The sequence below is a fragment of the Pseudomonas sp. MT92 genome, assembly GCF_058792515.1.
The window spans coordinates 149384-166573 of sequence record NZ_JBXAFA010000001.1 but is presented as its reverse complement, the minus strand read 5'-3'; the positions used below and the strand labels follow the sequence as shown (position 1 = coordinate 166573).

The following is a 17190-nucleotide window of genomic DNA, read 5'->3' as shown; positions in this document are numbered from 1 at the left end:
AATCCTGTTCGGCGAGACAACTTCCGGTCCGGCCTGTCTGGCCTTAGCTCCCGGAATAGAGCAGTGGCACCCGGCGCAGGTTGCAGAAGATCTGGTAAGGAATTGTCCCGGCCGCAATGGCCACGTCACTGGCCAGAATGTTCTTGCCCCACAGCTCCACGGTAGAACCCAGGCCCGCTTGCGGCACATCGGTCAGGTCGATGCACAGCATGTCCATGGACACGCGACCGATCAATTGGCTACGTTGCCCGGCGACCAACACTGGCGTGCCGGTTGGCGCCAGGCGCGGGTAGCCATCGGCGTAACCCATGGCCACCACGCCAACGCGCATCGGTTTCTGGGTGATGAATTTGGCGCCATAACCAATCGGCTCGCCGGCCGGCAGTTCACGCACGCAGATCACTTTCGATTCGAGGGTCATCACCGGTTGCAGGCGTGCAGCCAGGGCATTGGCTTCTTCGAATGGCGTGGCGCCGTAGAGCATGATGCCCGGGCGCACCCAATCGCTCGGTACCTGAGGCCAACCGAGCACCGCCGGCGAGTTGCGCAGGCTGACCTCGGCCGACAACCCCTGACGCGCCGCTTCGAACACCGCGACCTGCTCGGCGCTCGCTTGACTGTGCAACTCATCGGCACGGGCGAAGTGGCTCATCAGCACGATCTTTGCGACCTTGCCACTGGCCAGCAGACGTTGATAGGCCGCCTGGTAATCCTTCGGATGCAGGCCCACCCGGTGCATGCCCGAATCGAGCTTGAGCCAGACCACAATCGGTTTGCTCAATGCAGCCTTCTCGATCGCTTCGAGCTGCCACAGCGAATGCACCACGCACCAGAAGTCATGCTCGACGATCAGCGACAGTTCATCGGCTTCGAAAAAACCTTCCAGCAACAGCACCGGCGCACGAATGCCCGCAGCCCGCAGTTCCAGGGCTTCTTCGATGCAGGCCACGGCAAAACCGTCGGCCTCGGCTTCCAGCGCCTGGGCGCAACGCACCGCGCCATGGCCATAAGCGTCAGCCTTGATGACCGCGAGGGCCTTGGCACCCGAAACTTCACGGGCGATTTGGTAGTTATGACGCAGGGCTTGAAGGTCGATCAGGGCACGGGCAGGACGCATGGCGGCAGACTTCTGGTCGGTCGTTTGGAAGAAAAACCGGCGCTGGCTGATGACATTAGCCGCCAGCAGCGCCGGGAGAGGGATCTTTCAGACTTGCTTATGGCAGAGCGGCTACAACCGACAGCTCCACCAGGATTTGCGGTTCGCACAGTTTCGCTTCGACGGTAGCACGGGCCGGTGTGGCGCCTTTGGGCAACCACTGGTCCCAGACCGAGTTCATGCCTTCGAAGTGTGCATCAATGTCTTTCAGGTAAATCGTCACCGACAGCAGACGGTTTTTGTCGGTCCCGGCCAGATCGAGCAAACGCTCGATGTTGGCGAGGGCTTCACGAGTCTGCTGTTCAATCCCGGCGTTCATGTCGTCGCCAACCTGCCCGGCCAGATAAACCGTGCCGTTGTGGGTGACGATCTGACTCATACGCTCATTGGTGAGCTGGCGCTGGATTGACATGCTTTGCGGACTCCTGGGTTTTGTTGCCATAACGGGAAATATCGAGGCCTTCGGCGCTGATCTGCGGCTTCTTCTTCGCCATCAGATCAGCCAGCAAGCGGCCGGAACCACAAGCCATGGTCCAGCCCAAGGTGCCGTGACCGGTGTTCAGGAACAGATTCTTGAACGGTGTGGCGCCAACGATCGGCGTGCCGTCCGGAGTGGTCGGACGCAGGCCGGTCCAGAAGCTGGCCTCGGCCAGATTACCGCCCTGAGGATAAAGGTCGTTAACGATCATCTCCAGGGTTTCGCGCCGACGCGGGTTCAGCGACAGGTCAAAACCGGCGATTTCAGCCATGCCGCCGACGCGGATGCGGTTGTCGAAACGGGTGATTGCGACCTTGTAGGTCTCGTCGAGAATGGTCGAAGTCGGGGCCATGGCCGGGTTGGTGATCGGCACGGTCAGGGAGTAACCCTTGAGCGGATACACCGGGGCCTTGATGCCCAATGGCTTGAGCAGTTGCGGCGAGTAGCTGCCGAGTGCCAGGACGTAGCGGTCCGCGGTTTCCAGTTTGCCGTCGATCCACACACCGTTGATGCGATCGCCGGCGAAGTCGAGGCGCTGAATGTCCTGACCGAAACGGAATTGCACACCGAGGTTCGCGGCCATCTCTGCAAGCTTGGTGGTGAACATCTGGCAGTCGCCAGTCTGGTCGTTCGGCAGGCGCAGGGCACCGGCGAGGATGTCGGTGACGCTGGCCAGGGCCGGCTCGACGCGGGCAATGCCTTCGCGGTCCAGCAGTTCGAACGGCACGCCGGATTCTTTCAACACGGCGATGTCTTTCGCGGCGCCGTCGAGTTGGGCCTGGGTGCGGAACAATTGAGTCGTGCCGAGGCTGCGGCCTTCGTAGGCAATGCCGGTTTCGGCGCGCAATTCGTCCAGGCAGTCACGGCTGTACTCGGACAGACGGACCATGCGCTCCTTGTTCACCGCGTAACGGCTGGCGGTGCAGTTGCGCAGCATCTGCGCCATCCACAGGTATTGGTCGATGTCGCCAGTGGCCTTGATCGCCAGCGGTGCGTGACGCTGCAACAGCCACTTGATGGCTTTGAGCGGCACGCCCGGTGCGGCCCACGGCGAGGCATAACCCGGCGAAACCTGGCCGGCGTTGGCGAAACTGGTCTCCATCGCGGCAGCCGGCTGCCGGTCGACGACCACCACTTCAAACCCGGCACGCGCCAGATAGTAAGCACTGGTGGTACCGATGACGCCGCTACCCAAGACCATGACGCGCATTTTCATATCCCTCATCGCGGCTAACCGCTGACGTTTGTTGTTCAGAGCTTTAGATAGGCGCAGTGTAAAAAAGAATAGCCAGTGATTTTCACTATATAAGCGCTTATATTTGGCGACAATTCTCGGCAAAAACCCTTTTCACGGAGGCGCATCCCCTATGCGTACCAACACTCAAACCAAACGAGAGCTGGACAAGATCGACCGCAACATTCTGCGGATCCTGCAAGCGGACGGGCGTATCTCCTTCACCGAGCTGGGGGAGAAGGTCGGACTCTCGACCACGCCCTGCACAGAGCGGGTGCGGCGCCTGGAACGCGAAGGGATCATCATGGGTTACTACGCGCGGCTCAATCCGCAGCACCTCAAGGGCAGCCTTCTGGTGTTCGTGGAGATCAGTCTCGACTACAAATCCGGCGACACTTTCGAAGAGTTCCGACGCGCGGTGCTGAAGCTGCCACACGTGCTGGAGTGCCATTTGGTGTCAGGGGATTTCGACTATCTGGTGAAGGCACGGATCTCCGAAATGGCCTCGTACCGCAAGCTGCTGGGCGACATCCTGCTCAAGCTGCCCCATGTGCGCGAATCCAAGAGTTACATCGTGATGGAAGAGGTGAAAGAGAGCTTGAATTTGCCGATTGCGGATTGAAGCGCTGCGTTGTCAGGTCTGGCCCCATCGCTAGCAGGCGAGCTCCCACAATTGATCTTCAGCGGACACACATTCTGTGCATGACACAGATCCAGTGTGGGAGCTAGCCCGCTAGCGATTACAGGCGACTCGGTCTTCCCTCAGACGAGGACCTGCCGATTCGAAGCCATGTATTCGAACACCTGCTTCTCCACCCGCGGATGAATCAGCTCCACCGGTCCCCGGCCATTAGGGCACGGCAAGCGCTTGGTCGTGCCGAACAACCGGCAGATCAGCGGCCGCTCTTCATACACCGTGCAACCGTTCGGTCCGAGGTGCACACAGTTGAGTGCCTCCATCGCCGCGTCCTGCTCGGCCCGGGTCTTGCGCGGCAGGCGCGACATTTCTTCCGGCGAGGTCGTCACCGGACCACAGCAGTCATGGCAGCCGGGGACGCACTCGAACGAGGGAATCTGCTGGCGAAGCGTGCGGATTTTCTGACTGTTGCAGCTCATCGAAGCGGTGACCGATATCGGAATAGAGCGTGATTCTGACGCAAAAGCCCTTTTCCAGACAGCAGCAACCGACCAATGTTGCCCGTCTGCAAAGGTCCGGCTTATGCTCCGTCAAATTTTATAAACACAAAAATCAGGATCACGCAGATGACTGCTCGTGCTCGGCAACCTGTCTCGAACCACCAGCACACGGCCTCCTACTACGCCGCCAGCAGCTTGCCGCAGCCGCAGCTTCCGGTGCTCAAGGGCGAAGTGCTGGCCGACGTGTGCGTGATCGGCGGCGGGTTCTCGGGATTGAACACGGCACTTGAACTGGCCGAACGCGGCCTCGGCGTGGTGTTGCTCGAAGCGCACAAGATCGGTTGGGGCGCCAGCGGACGCAATGGTGGGCAGTTGATTCGCGGTGTCGGGCACGGCCTCGATCAGTTCGCCAACGTGATCGGTGCGGACGGTGTGCGTCAGATGAAACTCATGGGCCTGGAAGCGGTGGAAATCGTCCGACAGCGCGTCGAGCGATTTCAGATCCCCTGCGACTTGACCTGGGGCTACTGCGACCTGGCCAACAAACCCCGCGACCTCGAAGGCTTCGCCGAAGACGCCGAAGAACTGCGCAGCCTCGGGTATCGTTACGAAACCCGCCTGCTGCAACCCCATGAGATGCACACGGTGGTGGGCTCCGAGCGCTACGTCGGCGGTCTTGTCGACATGGGTTCCGGGCACCTGCACCCCCTGAACCTGGCACTGGGCGAAGCGGCTGCCGCACAACGATTGGGCGTCAAACTATTCGAACAGTCCGCCGTTACCCGAATCGATTACGGCCCCGAGATCAAGGTTCATACCGCCCAAGGCTCGGTCCGCGCCAAGACCCTGGTACTGGGCTGCAATGCTTACCTCAATCAACTCAACCCGCAGCTCAGCGGCAAGGTGTTGCCCGCCGGCAGCTACATCATCGCCACCGAACCATTGAGCGAGGAACAGGCACACGCTTTGCTGCCGCAAAACATGGCGGTCTGTGATCAGCGGGTGGCGCTGGATTACTACCGGCTCTCGGCGGATCGACGCTTGCTGTTCGGCGGCGCCTGCCATTACTCAGGTCGCGACCCGAAAGACATCGCCGCCTATATGCGGCCAAAAATGCTGGACGTGTTCCCGCAGTTGGCCGGCGTGAAGATCGATTATCAATGGGGAGGCATGATCGGCATCGGCGCCAATCGCTTGCCTCAGATCGGTCGACTCAACGACCAGCCGAACGTGTATTACGCTCAGGCCTATTCCGGCCATGGTGTGAATGCCACGCACCTGGCGGGCAGGTTACTGGCCGAGGCCATCAGCGGTCAGCACAGCGGTGGGTTCGATCTGTTCGCCAAGGTGCCACACATCACCTTCCCCGGCGGCAAGCATCTGCGCTCGCCATTGTTGGCGCTGGGGATGTTGTGGCATCGGCTGAAAGAGTGGGTTTGAAGGATTGATTTCGCTCTTACCTGCTACATCGCGAGCAAGCTTGCCCCCACGGGTCCATCTCATCCCTGTGGGAGCGAGCTTGCTCGCGATTGGTTCGCCACTCAGATCCGCCAGAAAGGCTTGAGCCCCTCCTCCCGTGCCTGTTCACGGGTCAGCCCGACATCCTTGAGCTGCTCGGGCGTCAGCCTCAGCAACGCCTTGCGCGTGTGCAGACGATGCCAGAACAGATCCCAGCGACTCAGGCCGGACGGTGCGTTGCGCATGACGGACCTCTGCGCACCGTTGCCCTGCCCTGCCACCAGTTCCTGACTGTGTAACGTCAGCCGCACATCGCTCAAGCCGTTCATTTTCATCGCTCCTGTTTACTTGGGTAGCCAGAGATTCCATGATGCGCGGGCGAGCAAAACCATTACAGATTCAACAGCCATGTATTATCCCCATACAGATTTGCTGTTCGAAGCACTGAATTGTCGATTTTTGCCACATCTGTACTGGTTGACCGAATCCCCCGCACCGAGGCAGTGCCATGACCCTTTATGTGAACCTCGCCGAATTACTCGGCACGCGTATCGAACAGGGCTTCTATCGCCCGGGTGACCGCCTGCCGTCGGTACGGGCGCTGAGCGTTGAACATGGGGTCAGCCTGAGCACGGTGCAGCAGGCCTATCGCATGCTGGAAGACAGCGGGCTGGCCACGCCAAAACCCAAATCCGGGTACTTCGTGCCGGTCGGTCGCGAGCTGCCGGAACTGCCGGCGATCGGTCGCCCGGCCCAACGCCCTGTGGACATTTCGCAATGGGATCAGGTGCTGGAGCTGATCCGCGCGGTACCGCGCAAGGATGTGGTGCAACTGGGTCGCGGCATGCCGGACATCACCACGCCCACCCTCAAACCGCTATTGCGCGGTCTGGCACAGTTGAGCCGCCGGCAGGACATGCCCGGTCTGTATTACGACAACATCCACGGCAATCTCGGCCTGCGCGAACAGATTGCACGCCTGATGCTCGATTCCGGCTGCCAACTGAGCCCCGGCGACCTGGTGGTGACCACCGGATGCCATGAAGCGCTGTCCACCAGCATTCGGGCGATCTGCGGGCCGGGCGACATCGTGGCAGTCGACTCACCGAGCTTTCACGGCGCCATGCAAACCCTCAAGGGCCTGGGCATGAAAGCCCTGGAAATCCCTACCGACCCGCTCACCGGCATCAGCCTGGAAGCGCTGGAGCTGGCATTGGAACAATGGCCGATCAAGGCCATACAGTTGACCCCCAACTGCAACAACCCGCTGGGCTACATCATGCCGGAGTCGCGCAAACGCTCGCTTTTGACGCTCGCACAGCGTTTCGACGTGGCGATCATCGAGGACGATGTGTATGGCGAACTTTCCTACACATACCCGCGCCCTCGCACGATCAAATCCTTCGACGAGGACGGCCGCGTCTTACTGTGCAGTTCATTTTCCAAGACGCTGGCCCCCGGCCTGCGCATCGGCTGGGTGGCGCCCGGTCGTTATCTGGAGCGGGTGCTGCACATGAAATACATCAGCACCGGCTCCACGGCGCCACAGCCACAGATTGCCATCGCCGAATTCCTCAAGGGCGGCCATTTCGAACCGCATTTGCGGCGGATGCGTACGCAATACCAGCGCAATCGCGACGCCATGATCGACTGGGTCACCCGCTACTTCCCGGCGGGCACGCGCGCCAGTCGCCCACAAGGCAGCTTCATGCTGTGGGTTGAATTGCCGGAAGGATTCGACACCCTGAAACTGAATCGGGCCTTGCACGACCAGGGCGTACAGATTGCCGTCGGCAGCATCTTTTCCGCCTCGGGCAAGTACCGCAATTGCCTGCGGATGAACTACGCTGCCAAACCGACAGCACAGATCGAAGACGCGGTGCGCAAGGTCGGCGCTGCGGCCATTCAATTGCTGGCCGAAACCAGCGAGCTCAACGACTGACCTTTCTGCGGATACCAACGTCCATATGCCAATACCTGCCGCCAACCGGAACGATCCCACGTGAGAGTCACAAAGCCTCTGCTTGCTCTTGTGTTACTGGCCTCGTTCCTCGGCGGCTGCGCCAGTCTCGACGTGCAGCGCGAACCGAGCCAGGCGCTGCCAGCCAATGATTCGGCATTCGGTCGCTCGGTCCAGGCCCAGGCAGCGCCCCATCAAGGGCAGTCCGGTTTTCGCCTGCTATCGGACAGTACCGAGGCCTTCACTGCGCGCGCCGAGCTGATCCGCAATGCGCAACGCAGCCTCGATTTGCAGTACTACATCATTCACGACGGCATCAGTACACGAATGCTGGCGAATGAACTGCTCAAGGCCGCTGACCGTGGCGTGCGCGTGCGCATCCTGATCGACGACACCACCAGCGACGGCCTGGACTTCACCATCGCCACGATGGCGGCGCATCCGCAGATCCAGATTCGCGTGTTCAACCCGCTGAATCTGGGCCGCAGCACCGGCGTGACGCGGGCCATGGGCCGCTTGTTCAACCTGTCGCGGCAACACCGGCGCATGCACAACAAACTGTGGCTGGCCGACAACAGCATGGCCATCGTCGGGGGACGCAATTTGGGGGACGAGTATTTCGATGCCGAACCCAACCTGAACTTCACCGACATCGACATGCTTGGCGCAGGCCCGGTTGCCGAGCAGCTGGGACACAGTTTCGACCAGTACTGGAACAGCGCCCTGAGCAAACCGATCGATGGGTTTCTATACAGCAAACCGACCGCCAAGGACCTGGAAAATACCCGGACCCGGCTCGAAGAATCCCTGGAGGAAACACGCAAAGAGAACCACGCACTCTACAAACACCTGATGACTTACGCGACCAAACCGCGCCTGGATATTTGGCGAAAAGAGCTGATCTGGGCCTGGAACCAGGCGCTGTGGGATGCACCAAGCAAGGTGCTGGCCGATGGCGAACCAGACCCTCAGTTGCTGTTGACCACGCAATTGGCGCCCGAACTCAATGGCGTCAGCAAAGAATTGATCATGGTCTCGGCCTATTTCGTGCCGGGCCAGCCGGGGCTGGTATACCTGACCGGGCGCGCCGACGCCGGGGTCTCAGTGCGGCTGCTGACCAACTCGCTGGAGGCCACGGACGTACCGGCGGTGCATGGCGGTTATGCACCGTATCGCAAGGCGCTGCTGGAACACGGCGTGCAACTGTTCGAGTTACGCCGCCAGCCTGGCGAAGGCGGCAGCGGCCCTAACCTGTTCTACAGCCGATCCTATCGCGGCTCCGATTCCAGCCTGCACAGCAAGGCGATCATCTTCGACCAGCAGAAAGCCTTCATCGGCTCGTTCAATTTCGATCCGCGCTCGGTGCTGTGGAACACCGAAGTCGGAGTACTGGTGGACAGCCCGGAGCTTGCGGCACACGCGCGTGAACTGGCGCTGCAAGGCATGGCACCGCCCCTGAGCTACAAAGTGGAACTGGAAAAAAGCCAGATCGTCTGGGTCACCGAAGACAACGGCAAACTGCACACCCTGACCAGCGAGCCAGGCAGTTGGTGGCGGCACTTCAATGCCTGGTTCAGTAATACGGTTGGCCTGGAACGGATGTTATGACCCTGCGGGAGCACGTTCCCACAGGTGTCAGGCCGGTTCGGCAACCGAGCCAAATGCCCCTTGCCGCGACACCACGATCAGCACGCCCAACGCCCCCGCCGCCATCAGCAACGGCAAAGCGTGCCCGCTGATCCACTGGCTACCGGCACCGGCCAGCAAAGGTCCGATCAGGCAACCGATGCCCCATAATTGCGCGATGTGCGCATTGGCCCTGACCAGCGCATCGTCGCGATAACGTTCACCGATCAGAATCAGCGACAAGGTGAACAACCCACCCGCGCTGGCACCGAACAATACCCACAGCGGCCAGATCAGCAGCGTATCGATCAGCAACGGAATGCCCAGACTCGACCCCAGCAGCACCACCGCGCACCCGGTAAACAAGGTGCGCCGCGACAAGCGATCGGCCAACGCGCCAATCGGTAACTGCAACACGGCATCACCCACCACCACCGTACTGACCATCGCCAGAGCGATTTCCGTGGTGAACCCCTGGCGCAAGCAGTAGACCGGCAGCAGCGTCAGGATCATCGCTTCGAACGCAGCGAACAGCGACACCGCCCAGGCAATCGCCGGCAGCCCCCTGCAGAACTCAAGCAAATCCCTCAAGGTCACGCTACCGGCCTCACTGCTCGGCGCACCGCTGCGACCGAGCAATAGAAACGGTGCCGCCATCAGCAAGCTGACACCCACCCAAAAACCATAATCGTGCTCGGTGCCAAGAAAGCCCAGCAACACCGGTCCGGCCAACTGACTCAGCGCATAACTGCTGCCATACAGCGCGACCAAGCGCCCACGCCATTGCTCGACCACCAGTTGGTTGATCCAGCTTTCACCGATGATGAATACAAGCGTCAGGATCACCCCGATCATCAGCCGCAGCACCAGCCAGATCGGGTAGCTCGGCAACAGCGCCAGCAAGCCGATGGAAACCGCTCCGGCCCACAGGCATAGACGCATCAAATTGGCCGTACCAAGGCGCGCCGCCAGACGACTGGAAATTTTCGCCCCGACCAATATGCCAATGGCCGGCATCGCCGCCATCACACCGATAGCAAATGAGCCGTAACCCCAGCTTTCCAGGCGAAACGACACCAGCGGCATGCTGACACCCAGGGCCAGGCCGACACTCAAGACAGACGCCAACACGGCGAAATACGTCGCCCAACGCATGTTCCACGCTCCTGTGGATAATTTTTCTGTACGGCACAAAACACTGTGGGAGATCTATGGTTGAGGGGAAGCCCTCAGTCATAGATCTCCCACAAGGGATCTGTGTCGTTTGGGAAGCCTGACCTGGATCAGGCTTCCCTACTGACTTACAACTTGATCCAGGTCGCCTTCAGCTCGGTGTACTTGTCGAACGCGTGCAGCGACTTGTCGCGACCGTTGCCGGACTGCTTGAAGCCACCAAACGGTGCAGTCATGTCGCCGCCATCGTACTGGTTGACCCACACGCTACCGGCACGCAGTGCACGGGCGGTCAGGTGCGCCTTGGAGATATCGGAAGTCCACACTGCTGCGGCCAGACCGTACGGCGTGTCGTTGGCGATCGCGACGGCTTCTTCGGCGCTGTCGAAGGTGATGACCGACAACACTGGCCCGAAGATTTCTTCCTGGGCAATTTTCATCGCGTTGCTCACGCCGTCGAAAATCGTCGGTTCAACGTAGGTGCCACCGGTTTCCTGGAGGATGCGTTTACCACCGGCTACCAGTTTGGCGCCGTCGGTGTGACCGGACTCGATGTAGGACAGCACGGTGTTCATCTGCTGGGTATCCACCAGCGCGCCGACGTTGGTCGCCGGATCCAGCGGGTTGCCCGGCTTCCAGGTTTTCAGGGCTTCGATCACCAGTGGCAGGAATTTGTCCTTGATCGAACGCTCCACCAGCAGGCGCGAACCGGCGGTGCAGACTTCGCCCTGGTTGAAGGCGATAGCACCCGCAGCAGCTTCAGCGGCCTCCTGCAGGTTCGGCGCGTCGGCGAACACGATGTTCGGGCTCTTGCCGCCGGCTTCGAGCCAGACGCGCTTCATGTTCGACTCGCCGGAGTAAATCAGCAGTTGCTTGGCGATCTTGGTCGAACCGGTGAACACCAGGGTGTCGACGTCGTTATGCAGGGCCAGGGCCTTGCCGACGGTATGACCGTAACCCGGCAGGACGTTGAGCACGCCTTTCGGAATCCCGGCTTCGACTGCCAGAGCAGCGATGCGGATGGCGGTCAGCGGCGATTTTTCCGATGGCTTGAGGATCACCGAGTTACCGGTGGACAGCGCTGGGCCGAGCTTCCAGCACGCCATCATCAATGGGAAGTTCCACGGCACGATGGCGCTGACAACGCCGACCGGCTCGCGTGTTACCAGGCCCAGTTGATCGTGCGGGGTAGCTGCGACTTCGTCGTAGATCTTGTCGATGGCTTCGCCGCTCCAGCTCAGGGCTTGCGCTGCGCCGGGAACGTCGATGTACAGGGAATCGCTGATCGGCTTGCCCATGTCCAGGGTTTCAAGCAGGGCCAGCTCTTCGGCGTGCTGTTTGAGCAGGCCGGCAAAACGGATCATGGTGGCTTTGCGTTTGGTCGGCGCCAGGCGCGACCAGGCACCGGAATTGAAGGTGGCACGGGCGTTTTCAACAGCGCGCTGGGCGTCGGCGGCATCGCAGCTGGCGATTTTGCCCAACAGACGGCCATCGACCGGGCTGATGCACTCGAAGGTCTCGCCGGAGACAGCATCGGTGTATTCGCCATTGATGTAGGCGCGGCCTTCGATCTTCAGATCGCGAGCCCGTTGCTCCCAGTCGGCACGAGTCAGGGTGGTCATACGAGTGTCCTCCTCTTATTGAATACGACACCCGCGTTCTTCGCGGGCGCTGTCAGGAATTCTGCCCGGTCAGCCTGCTTTCGGCCCAAGGCAACTGCCACCCTAAACCAGCGGCAGGGGAAGTTTCAATATATTTGACACAAGGCCGGTAAACGACCTTGCGATGTTCATTTTAATAAACATAGACTTTGGCGATACCAACAATAACGGAGGAATACAACAATGAGCATCCAGAACATCGTCGACTTCGGCCAGGCCACCACCGAGCCCGAGCGCTATCGACCAGACCCGGCAAAGGTGCTCAAGGGCGATCCTGAGCAAGTGGTCTACAACCACTACAACAGTCCTTGCGGCCAATTGAATGCCGGCGTGTGGGAAGGCGCAGTCGGCCAGTGGCTGGTGAACTTCACCGAGCATGAATATTGCGAAATCGTTCAGGGCGTTTCCGTCCTGCGCGATAACGATGGCAACAGCAAAACCGTGCGCGCAGGTGATCGCTTCGTCATCCCGGCCGGTTTCCGGGGCACCTGGGAAGTGCTGGAGCCTTGCCGCAAGATTTATGTGGCGTTTGAGCAGAAGGCCTGAAGACTTTCATTGCCTGGACCACCCTCATCGCGGGCAAGCCACGCCCCCATAGAGATCTGCGACGTTTGCGAAACCTCTGGAAGCGGGCTGGCTCCGGGCGAATCTACGCCGATGAGGCCCTGACAAACATCACAAAGCTCAAGCAACAAAAAAGGCCCGTATCTCGCGATACGGGCCTTTTTCGTAAGAGGGAAAAATCAATTACTTGATTTTGCCTTCTTTGTAGATCACGTGCTTGCGAACAACCGGATCAAATTTCTTGATCTCGATTTTGTCCGGAGTAGTACGCTTGTTCTTGTCGGTAGTGTAGAAGTGACCAGTACCGGCGCTCGAAATCAAACGAATCAATTCACGCATGATTAGCTCCCTTAGATCTTGCCGGCTTTGCGGATTTCGGCCAGCACGGCAGTGATGCCACGCTTGTCGATGATACGCATGCCTTTGGCAGATACGCGCAGACGCACGAAACGTTTCTCTTCTTCAACCCAGAAGCGGTGATGCTGCAGGTTCGGCAGGAAACGACGACGGGTTTTGTTGTTTGCGTGGGAAATGTTATTCCCAGTCACCGGACCCTTACCGGTAACTTGACAGACTCTAGACATGCCTCAGCCCTCTAAAACCACATGCCCAACCCGGCATGGGTTGGCCGCTTAATCTCTCAGTCATTTGGCGCCAGGCGCCGCGTTTCTTTAAGGGTCTTACCGGCTACACCTACAAACGAAGGAACCGGGCCCCTAGAAAAGAGCGCTGCTTTATACCAGAAAGACTAGAGAGCAACAACATTCGCTGTACATTGAGTTGATAAAAACCCTGTTTTTCGAGCGTCAGGCGCTTTGGATAAAGGCTATCGTCGACTTCTACCGCTCGTCGCAGAGAATCGCCCGACACGCCGTCCCAGCGTTTTTTCCAACCGGCACACAGCAAAATCAGTCGCCTATAGTCTCCTCAAAATCAAAAAGGGGATAGTCATTTGCAATCGAGCCCACTAGGGTAAGCCTTTTCCAGACTGCACTTGCAGATGGGCCTTCGATCTGTAAAGGAACCCGACCATGCGCCTCGCTGCCCTACCGTTGTTGCTCGCCCCGTTTTTGCTGAGCCCACAGGCCTTCGCCGCCGCCCTGAGCGTCTGCACCGAGGCCAGCCCGGAAGGCTTTGACGTGGTGCAGTACAACTCGCTGACCACCACCAACGCCTCGGCCGACGTACTGATGAATCGGCTGGTGGACTTCGACACCGCCAGCGGCAAAGTGATCGCCAGCCTGGCGGACAGCTGGGAAGTCAGCCCCGATGGCCTGATCTACGTCTTCAAACTGCGACCGCAGGTGAAATTCCATCGCACCGAGTATTTCAGCCCGACCCGCGAATTGACCGCCGAAGACGTCAAATTCAGCTTCGACCGCATGCTTGACCCCGCCAACCCGTGGCACCAGGTTGCCCAGAGCGGTTTCCCCCATGCGCAATCGATGCAATTGCCAGCGCTGATCAAGAAAATCGACGCCCTTGACCCACTGACCGTGCGCTTCACCCTCGACCACCCGGACTCGACCTTCCTCGCGACCCTGAGCATGGGTTTCGCCTCGATCTACTCGGCTGAATACGCGGACAAATTGTTGAAGGCCGGCACCACAGACAAGCTCAACAGCCAGCCAATCGGCACCGGCCCGTTTGTTTTCACCCGCTTCCAGAAGGATGCCTCGGTTCGCTACAAAGCCAACCCGGACTACTTTGGCGGCAAACCGTCCGTGGACCCGCTGATCTTCGCCATCACCCCGGACGCGAACGTGCGCTTGCAGAAGTTGCGCCGCAACGAGTGCCAGATCGCCCTGTCGCCCAAACCCCTGGACGTACAGGCCGCGCTGAAAGAGCCGACCCTGAAAGTGGAAAAGACTGACGCCTTCATGACCGCATTCGTCGGCATCAACAGCCAACATCCACCGCTGGACAAGCCCGAAGTGCGACAGGCAATCAACCTCGCCTTCGATAAGGCCAACTACGTCAAAGCCGTGTTCGAGGACACCGCCGAAGCGGCGAACGGCCCGTACCCACCCAACACCTGGAGCTACGCGAAAAACCTGCCGGGCTACCCCCATGACATCGAGAAAGCCAAGGCCTTGATGGTCAAGGCCGGGCTCAAGGACGGCTTCCAGACCACCATCTGGACCCGCCCTTCCGGCAGTCTGCTGAACCCCAACCCGAGCCTCGGCGCGCAGCTGCTGCAATCTGACCTCGCGGAAATCGGCATTCAGGCCGAGATCCGCGTGATCGAATGGGGCGAACTGATCCGCCGCGCCAAGGCCGGTGAGCATGACCTGCTGTTCATGGGATGGGCTGGCGACAATGGTGACCCGGACAACTTCCTCACGCCGCAGTTTTCCTGCGCGGCAGTCAAATCCGGCACCAACTTCGCACGCTATTGCAATGCGGATCTGGACAAGTTGATCAGTGCCGGCAAAACCACAGGCGAGCAAGGCGTTCGCACCAAGCTTTATGAGCAAGCGCAAGCGCAGATCCAGCAACAGGCGCTGTGGCTACCGCTGGCTCATCCGACGGCTTTCGCCCTGACGCGCAAAAATGTCGAGGGTTATTCAGTCAGCCCGTTTGGGCGTCAGGACTATTCGAAGGTCAAACTGTAGGAGCAAGCTTGCTCGCGATGATCGTCAACGTTAAAGCGGGAAACCTGACATCCCCTGGCGTTCACGGGCTCATCGCGAGCAAGTTCGTTCCTGCCGTGATGCACTACTCACATCCACCCATACTCGGCCATGGACAGCGGATCGCCGTCGCCGATGATGAAATGATCCAGCACCCGCACATCGATCAACTCCAGCGCCTTTTGCAAACGCTTGGTCAACACCCGATCAGCCTGACTGGGGTCGGAGTTCCCTGACGGGTGGTTGTGGCAGAGGATCAAGGCTGCTGCATTGTTAGCCAGCGCACGCTTGACCACCTCCCGCGGATGCACACTCGTATTGTCGATGGACCCGCGAAACAGCGTTTCGAAGCTCAGTACCTGATGTTTGGAGTCCAGAAACAGGCAACCGAACACTTCATGCGGTTCGTGACGCAGCATCGATTTCAGGTATTCACGGACCACGTGAGGGTTTTCCAGTGCCGGTTTCTGGCGCGCCCGTTCGGCCAAATGCCGCCGGCTCATTTCCTGGGCTGCCTGCAATTGAGCGAATTTTGCCGGGCCCAGTCCCAAATGCATGCTGAACATGACCTGATCGGCCTCGAGCAGTGCGCGCAGACTGCCAAACTGGCCCAGCAGATGCCGCGCCAGATCCACCGCGCTTTTGCCGGATACGCCGGTTCGTAAAAATATCGCCAGTAGCTCGGCGTCTGAAAGACTCGCGGCTCCCAGTGTCAGTAATCTCTCCCGCGGCCGCTCCGCCGCCGGCCAATTGCGAATACTCATAGCACCTCCCTGTCTGTGGGCGCCGCTGTTCCGTAGCGGACGCTGTGATATCGTAGCCCATCTTTTTTGCTGGCGAATTCATCCCTGGGGAGGGGGTATCGCCAAGCAGCCACCAACGAATTGAAAGGCAGACCTATGCAGCGGCTGTATCGGAAACGCATCGTTCTGGGCGTCGGCGGCGGTATCGCTGCCTATAAAAGCGCCGATCTGGTTCGCCGCCTGATGGACCAGGGCGCCGAAGTGCGCGTAGTCATGACCCGTGGCGGCGCCGAGTTCATCACCCCGTTGACCATGCAGGCCCTGTCCGGACACCCGGTTCATCTGGATCTGCTGGATCCGGCAGCCGAAGCCGCCATGGGTCACATCGAACTGGCGAAATGGGCCGATCTGGTATTGATCGCGCCGGCCACCGCCGACCTGATCGCTCGTCTTGCCCAAGGCATTGCCGATGATTTGCTGACCACACTGGTGCTGGCCACCGACGCGGTCGTCGCCGTCGCCCCGGCGATGAACCAGGCCATGTGGCGCGATCCGGCGACCCAGGCCAACCTGCAAACCCTCGAAAGTCGCGACCTGAAAGTCTTTGGCCCAGCCTCTGGCAGCCAGGCCTGCGGCGACGTCGGCCTGGGGCGCATGCTCGAAGCCACCGATCTGGCCCAGTGCGCCGCCGACTGCTTCCAGCGCCAGGCGCTGACCGGCAAGCACGTGCTGATCACCGCTGGCCCGACCCAGGAAAACATCGACCCGGTGCGCTACATCACCAACCACAGCTCCGGGAAAATGGGTTTCGCCCTCGCTGAAGCAGCTGTTGAAGCCGGCGCTCGAGTGACGCTGATCACCGGCCCCGTGCATTTGCCGACCCCGGACCGTGTCACACGCATCGACGTGGTCAGTGCCCGCGACATGCTTGCCGCCTGCGAAGCTGCGATCCCCTGCGACCTGTTCATCGCCTCTGCCGCAGTTGCGGACTACCGCCCGGAAGTAGTCGCACCACAAAAACTTAAGAAAGATCCTACGAACGGCGACGGCTTGTTGCTGCAAATGGTGCGCAACCCGGACATCCTGGCCAGCATCGCGACACGCCCCGACCGTCCGTTCAGTGTCGGTTTCGCCGCTGAAACCGAACACCTGCTCGATTACGCTGCCCGCAAGTTGAAAGACAAGAACCTCGATTTGATCGTCGCCAATGACGTCGCCAACCCGAGCATTGGCTTCAACAGCGAAGAAAACGCCTGCAGCGTGATCGACCGCGAGCTTCACGCCACACTTTTCGCCCAGACCAGCAAGGGCAAGATTGCTCGTCAGCTGATCACTTTTATCGCCGAACGTCTGAACCAGGTTTAATT

The 17190-nt window shown here is 60.0% G+C and carries 17 protein-coding genes; 7 read left to right on the top strand and 10 right to left on the bottom strand.

Annotated elements, in window-relative coordinates; translation table 11 throughout:
* Positions 1–43 precede the first annotated feature (43 nt).
* The 3 genes from alr to dadA all read right to left on the bottom strand — a co-directional run bounded on the left by alr (position 44) and on the right by dadA (position 2844).
* A complete protein-coding gene (gene alr / locus AC1Q6D_RS00790) occupies positions 44–1117 on the bottom strand; it encodes an alanine racemase (RefSeq protein ID WP_103402927.1) in 1074 nt (357 codons plus the stop codon).
* Positions 1118–1214: 97 nt separating this feature from the next.
* Positions 1215–1568, bottom strand: coding sequence for a RidA family protein (locus AC1Q6D_RS00785; RefSeq protein WP_103402928.1), 354 nt, complete (start codon positions 1566–1568; stop codon positions 1215–1217).
* A complete protein-coding gene (gene dadA / locus AC1Q6D_RS00780) occupies positions 1540–2844 on the bottom strand; it encodes a D-amino acid dehydrogenase (protein ID WP_047539144.1) in 1305 nt (434 codons plus the stop codon). The genes AC1Q6D_RS00785 and dadA overlap by 29 nt, the downstream gene beginning before the upstream one ends.
* A gap of 157 nt (positions 2845–3001) precedes the next feature.
* Between dadA and AC1Q6D_RS00775 the strand changes: the two genes are divergently transcribed.
* Positions 3002–3490, top strand: a complete 489-nt coding sequence (locus AC1Q6D_RS00775; RefSeq protein ID WP_047535058.1) for an Lrp/AsnC ligand binding domain-containing protein — start codon at positions 3002–3004, stop codon at positions 3488–3490.
* Positions 3491–3630: 140 nt separating this feature from the next.
* Here AC1Q6D_RS00775 and AC1Q6D_RS00770 read toward each other — a convergent pair whose 3' ends face one another.
* Complete coding sequence (locus AC1Q6D_RS00770; RefSeq protein ID WP_103402929.1) at positions 3631–3984, bottom strand: YkgJ family cysteine cluster protein; 354 nt, start codon at positions 3982–3984, stop codon at positions 3631–3633.
* Between the two features lie 147 nt (positions 3985–4131).
* Between AC1Q6D_RS00770 and AC1Q6D_RS00765 the strand changes: the two genes are divergently transcribed.
* A complete protein-coding gene (locus AC1Q6D_RS00765) occupies positions 4132–5445 on the top strand; it encodes an NAD(P)/FAD-dependent oxidoreductase (RefSeq protein ID WP_103402930.1) in 1314 nt (437 codons plus the stop codon).
* A 101-nt stretch (positions 5446–5546) separates the two neighbouring features.
* Here the strand turns inward: AC1Q6D_RS00765 and AC1Q6D_RS00760 are convergent, their stop codons facing one another.
* A complete protein-coding gene (locus AC1Q6D_RS00760) occupies positions 5547–5792 on the bottom strand; it encodes a DUF1127 domain-containing protein (protein WP_103402931.1) in 246 nt (81 codons plus the stop codon).
* Positions 5793–5971: 179 nt separating this feature from the next.
* On the opposite strand from AC1Q6D_RS00760, the gene AC1Q6D_RS00755 reads away from it, so the two are divergent.
* On the top strand, positions 5972–7405 hold the full coding sequence (locus AC1Q6D_RS00755) for an aminotransferase-like domain-containing protein (RefSeq protein ID WP_103402932.1): 1434 nt from the start codon (positions 5972–5974) through the stop codon (positions 7403–7405).
* 60 nt (positions 7406–7465) lie between these two features.
* On the top strand, positions 7466–9031 hold the full coding sequence (locus AC1Q6D_RS00750) for a phospholipase D family protein (RefSeq protein WP_103402933.1): 1566 nt from the start codon (positions 7466–7468) through the stop codon (positions 9029–9031).
* 27 nt (positions 9032–9058) lie between these two features.
* On the opposite strand, the gene AC1Q6D_RS00745 is transcribed toward AC1Q6D_RS00750, so the two are convergent.
* Together AC1Q6D_RS00745 and AC1Q6D_RS00740 are read right to left on the bottom strand one after the other, a co-directional pair.
* Positions 9059–10204 (bottom strand): MFS transporter, encoded by a 1146-nt coding sequence (locus AC1Q6D_RS00745; RefSeq protein ID WP_103402934.1) that lies wholly within the window; start codon positions 10202–10204, stop codon positions 9059–9061.
* 146 nt (positions 10205–10350) lie between these two features.
* Positions 10351–11844 (bottom strand): aldehyde dehydrogenase, encoded by a 1494-nt coding sequence (locus tag AC1Q6D_RS00740; RefSeq protein WP_103402935.1) that lies wholly within the window; start codon positions 11842–11844, stop codon positions 10351–10353.
* A gap of 222 nt (positions 11845–12066) precedes the next feature.
* Here AC1Q6D_RS00740 and AC1Q6D_RS00735 point away from each other — a divergent pair, with 222 nt between their 5' ends.
* Positions 12067–12429, top strand: coding sequence for a cupin domain-containing protein (locus tag AC1Q6D_RS00735; protein ID WP_047535073.1), 363 nt, complete (start codon positions 12067–12069; stop codon positions 12427–12429).
* Between the two features lie 201 nt (positions 12430–12630).
* Here the strand turns inward: AC1Q6D_RS00735 and rpmG are convergent, their stop codons facing one another.
* Both rpmG and rpmB read right to left on the bottom strand, forming a co-directional pair.
* Positions 12631–12786 (bottom strand): 50S ribosomal protein L33, encoded by a 156-nt coding sequence (gene rpmG / locus AC1Q6D_RS00730; protein ID WP_007894709.1) that lies wholly within the window; start codon positions 12784–12786, stop codon positions 12631–12633.
* Positions 12787–12797: 11 nt separating this feature from the next.
* Complete coding sequence (rpmB, locus tag AC1Q6D_RS00725) at positions 12798–13031, bottom strand: 50S ribosomal protein L28 (protein ID WP_034147715.1); 234 nt, start codon at positions 13029–13031, stop codon at positions 12798–12800.
* Between the two features lie 447 nt (positions 13032–13478).
* Here rpmB and AC1Q6D_RS00720 point away from each other — a divergent pair, with 447 nt between their 5' ends.
* Positions 13479–15062, top strand: coding sequence for an ABC transporter substrate-binding protein (locus tag AC1Q6D_RS00720; protein WP_103402936.1), 1584 nt, complete (start codon positions 13479–13481; stop codon positions 15060–15062).
* Between the two features lie 107 nt (positions 15063–15169).
* On the opposite strand, the gene radC is transcribed toward AC1Q6D_RS00720, so the two are convergent.
* Positions 15170–15844, bottom strand: coding sequence for a RadC family protein (radC, locus tag AC1Q6D_RS00715; protein WP_047535082.1), 675 nt, complete (start codon positions 15842–15844; stop codon positions 15170–15172).
* A gap of 135 nt (positions 15845–15979) precedes the next feature.
* On the opposite strand from radC, the gene coaBC reads away from it, so the two are divergent.
* Complete coding sequence (coaBC, locus tag AC1Q6D_RS00710; protein WP_047535086.1) at positions 15980–17188, top strand: bifunctional phosphopantothenoylcysteine decarboxylase/phosphopantothenate--cysteine ligase CoaBC; 1209 nt, start codon at positions 15980–15982, stop codon at positions 17186–17188.
* Positions 17189–17190: the final 2 nt, after the last annotated feature.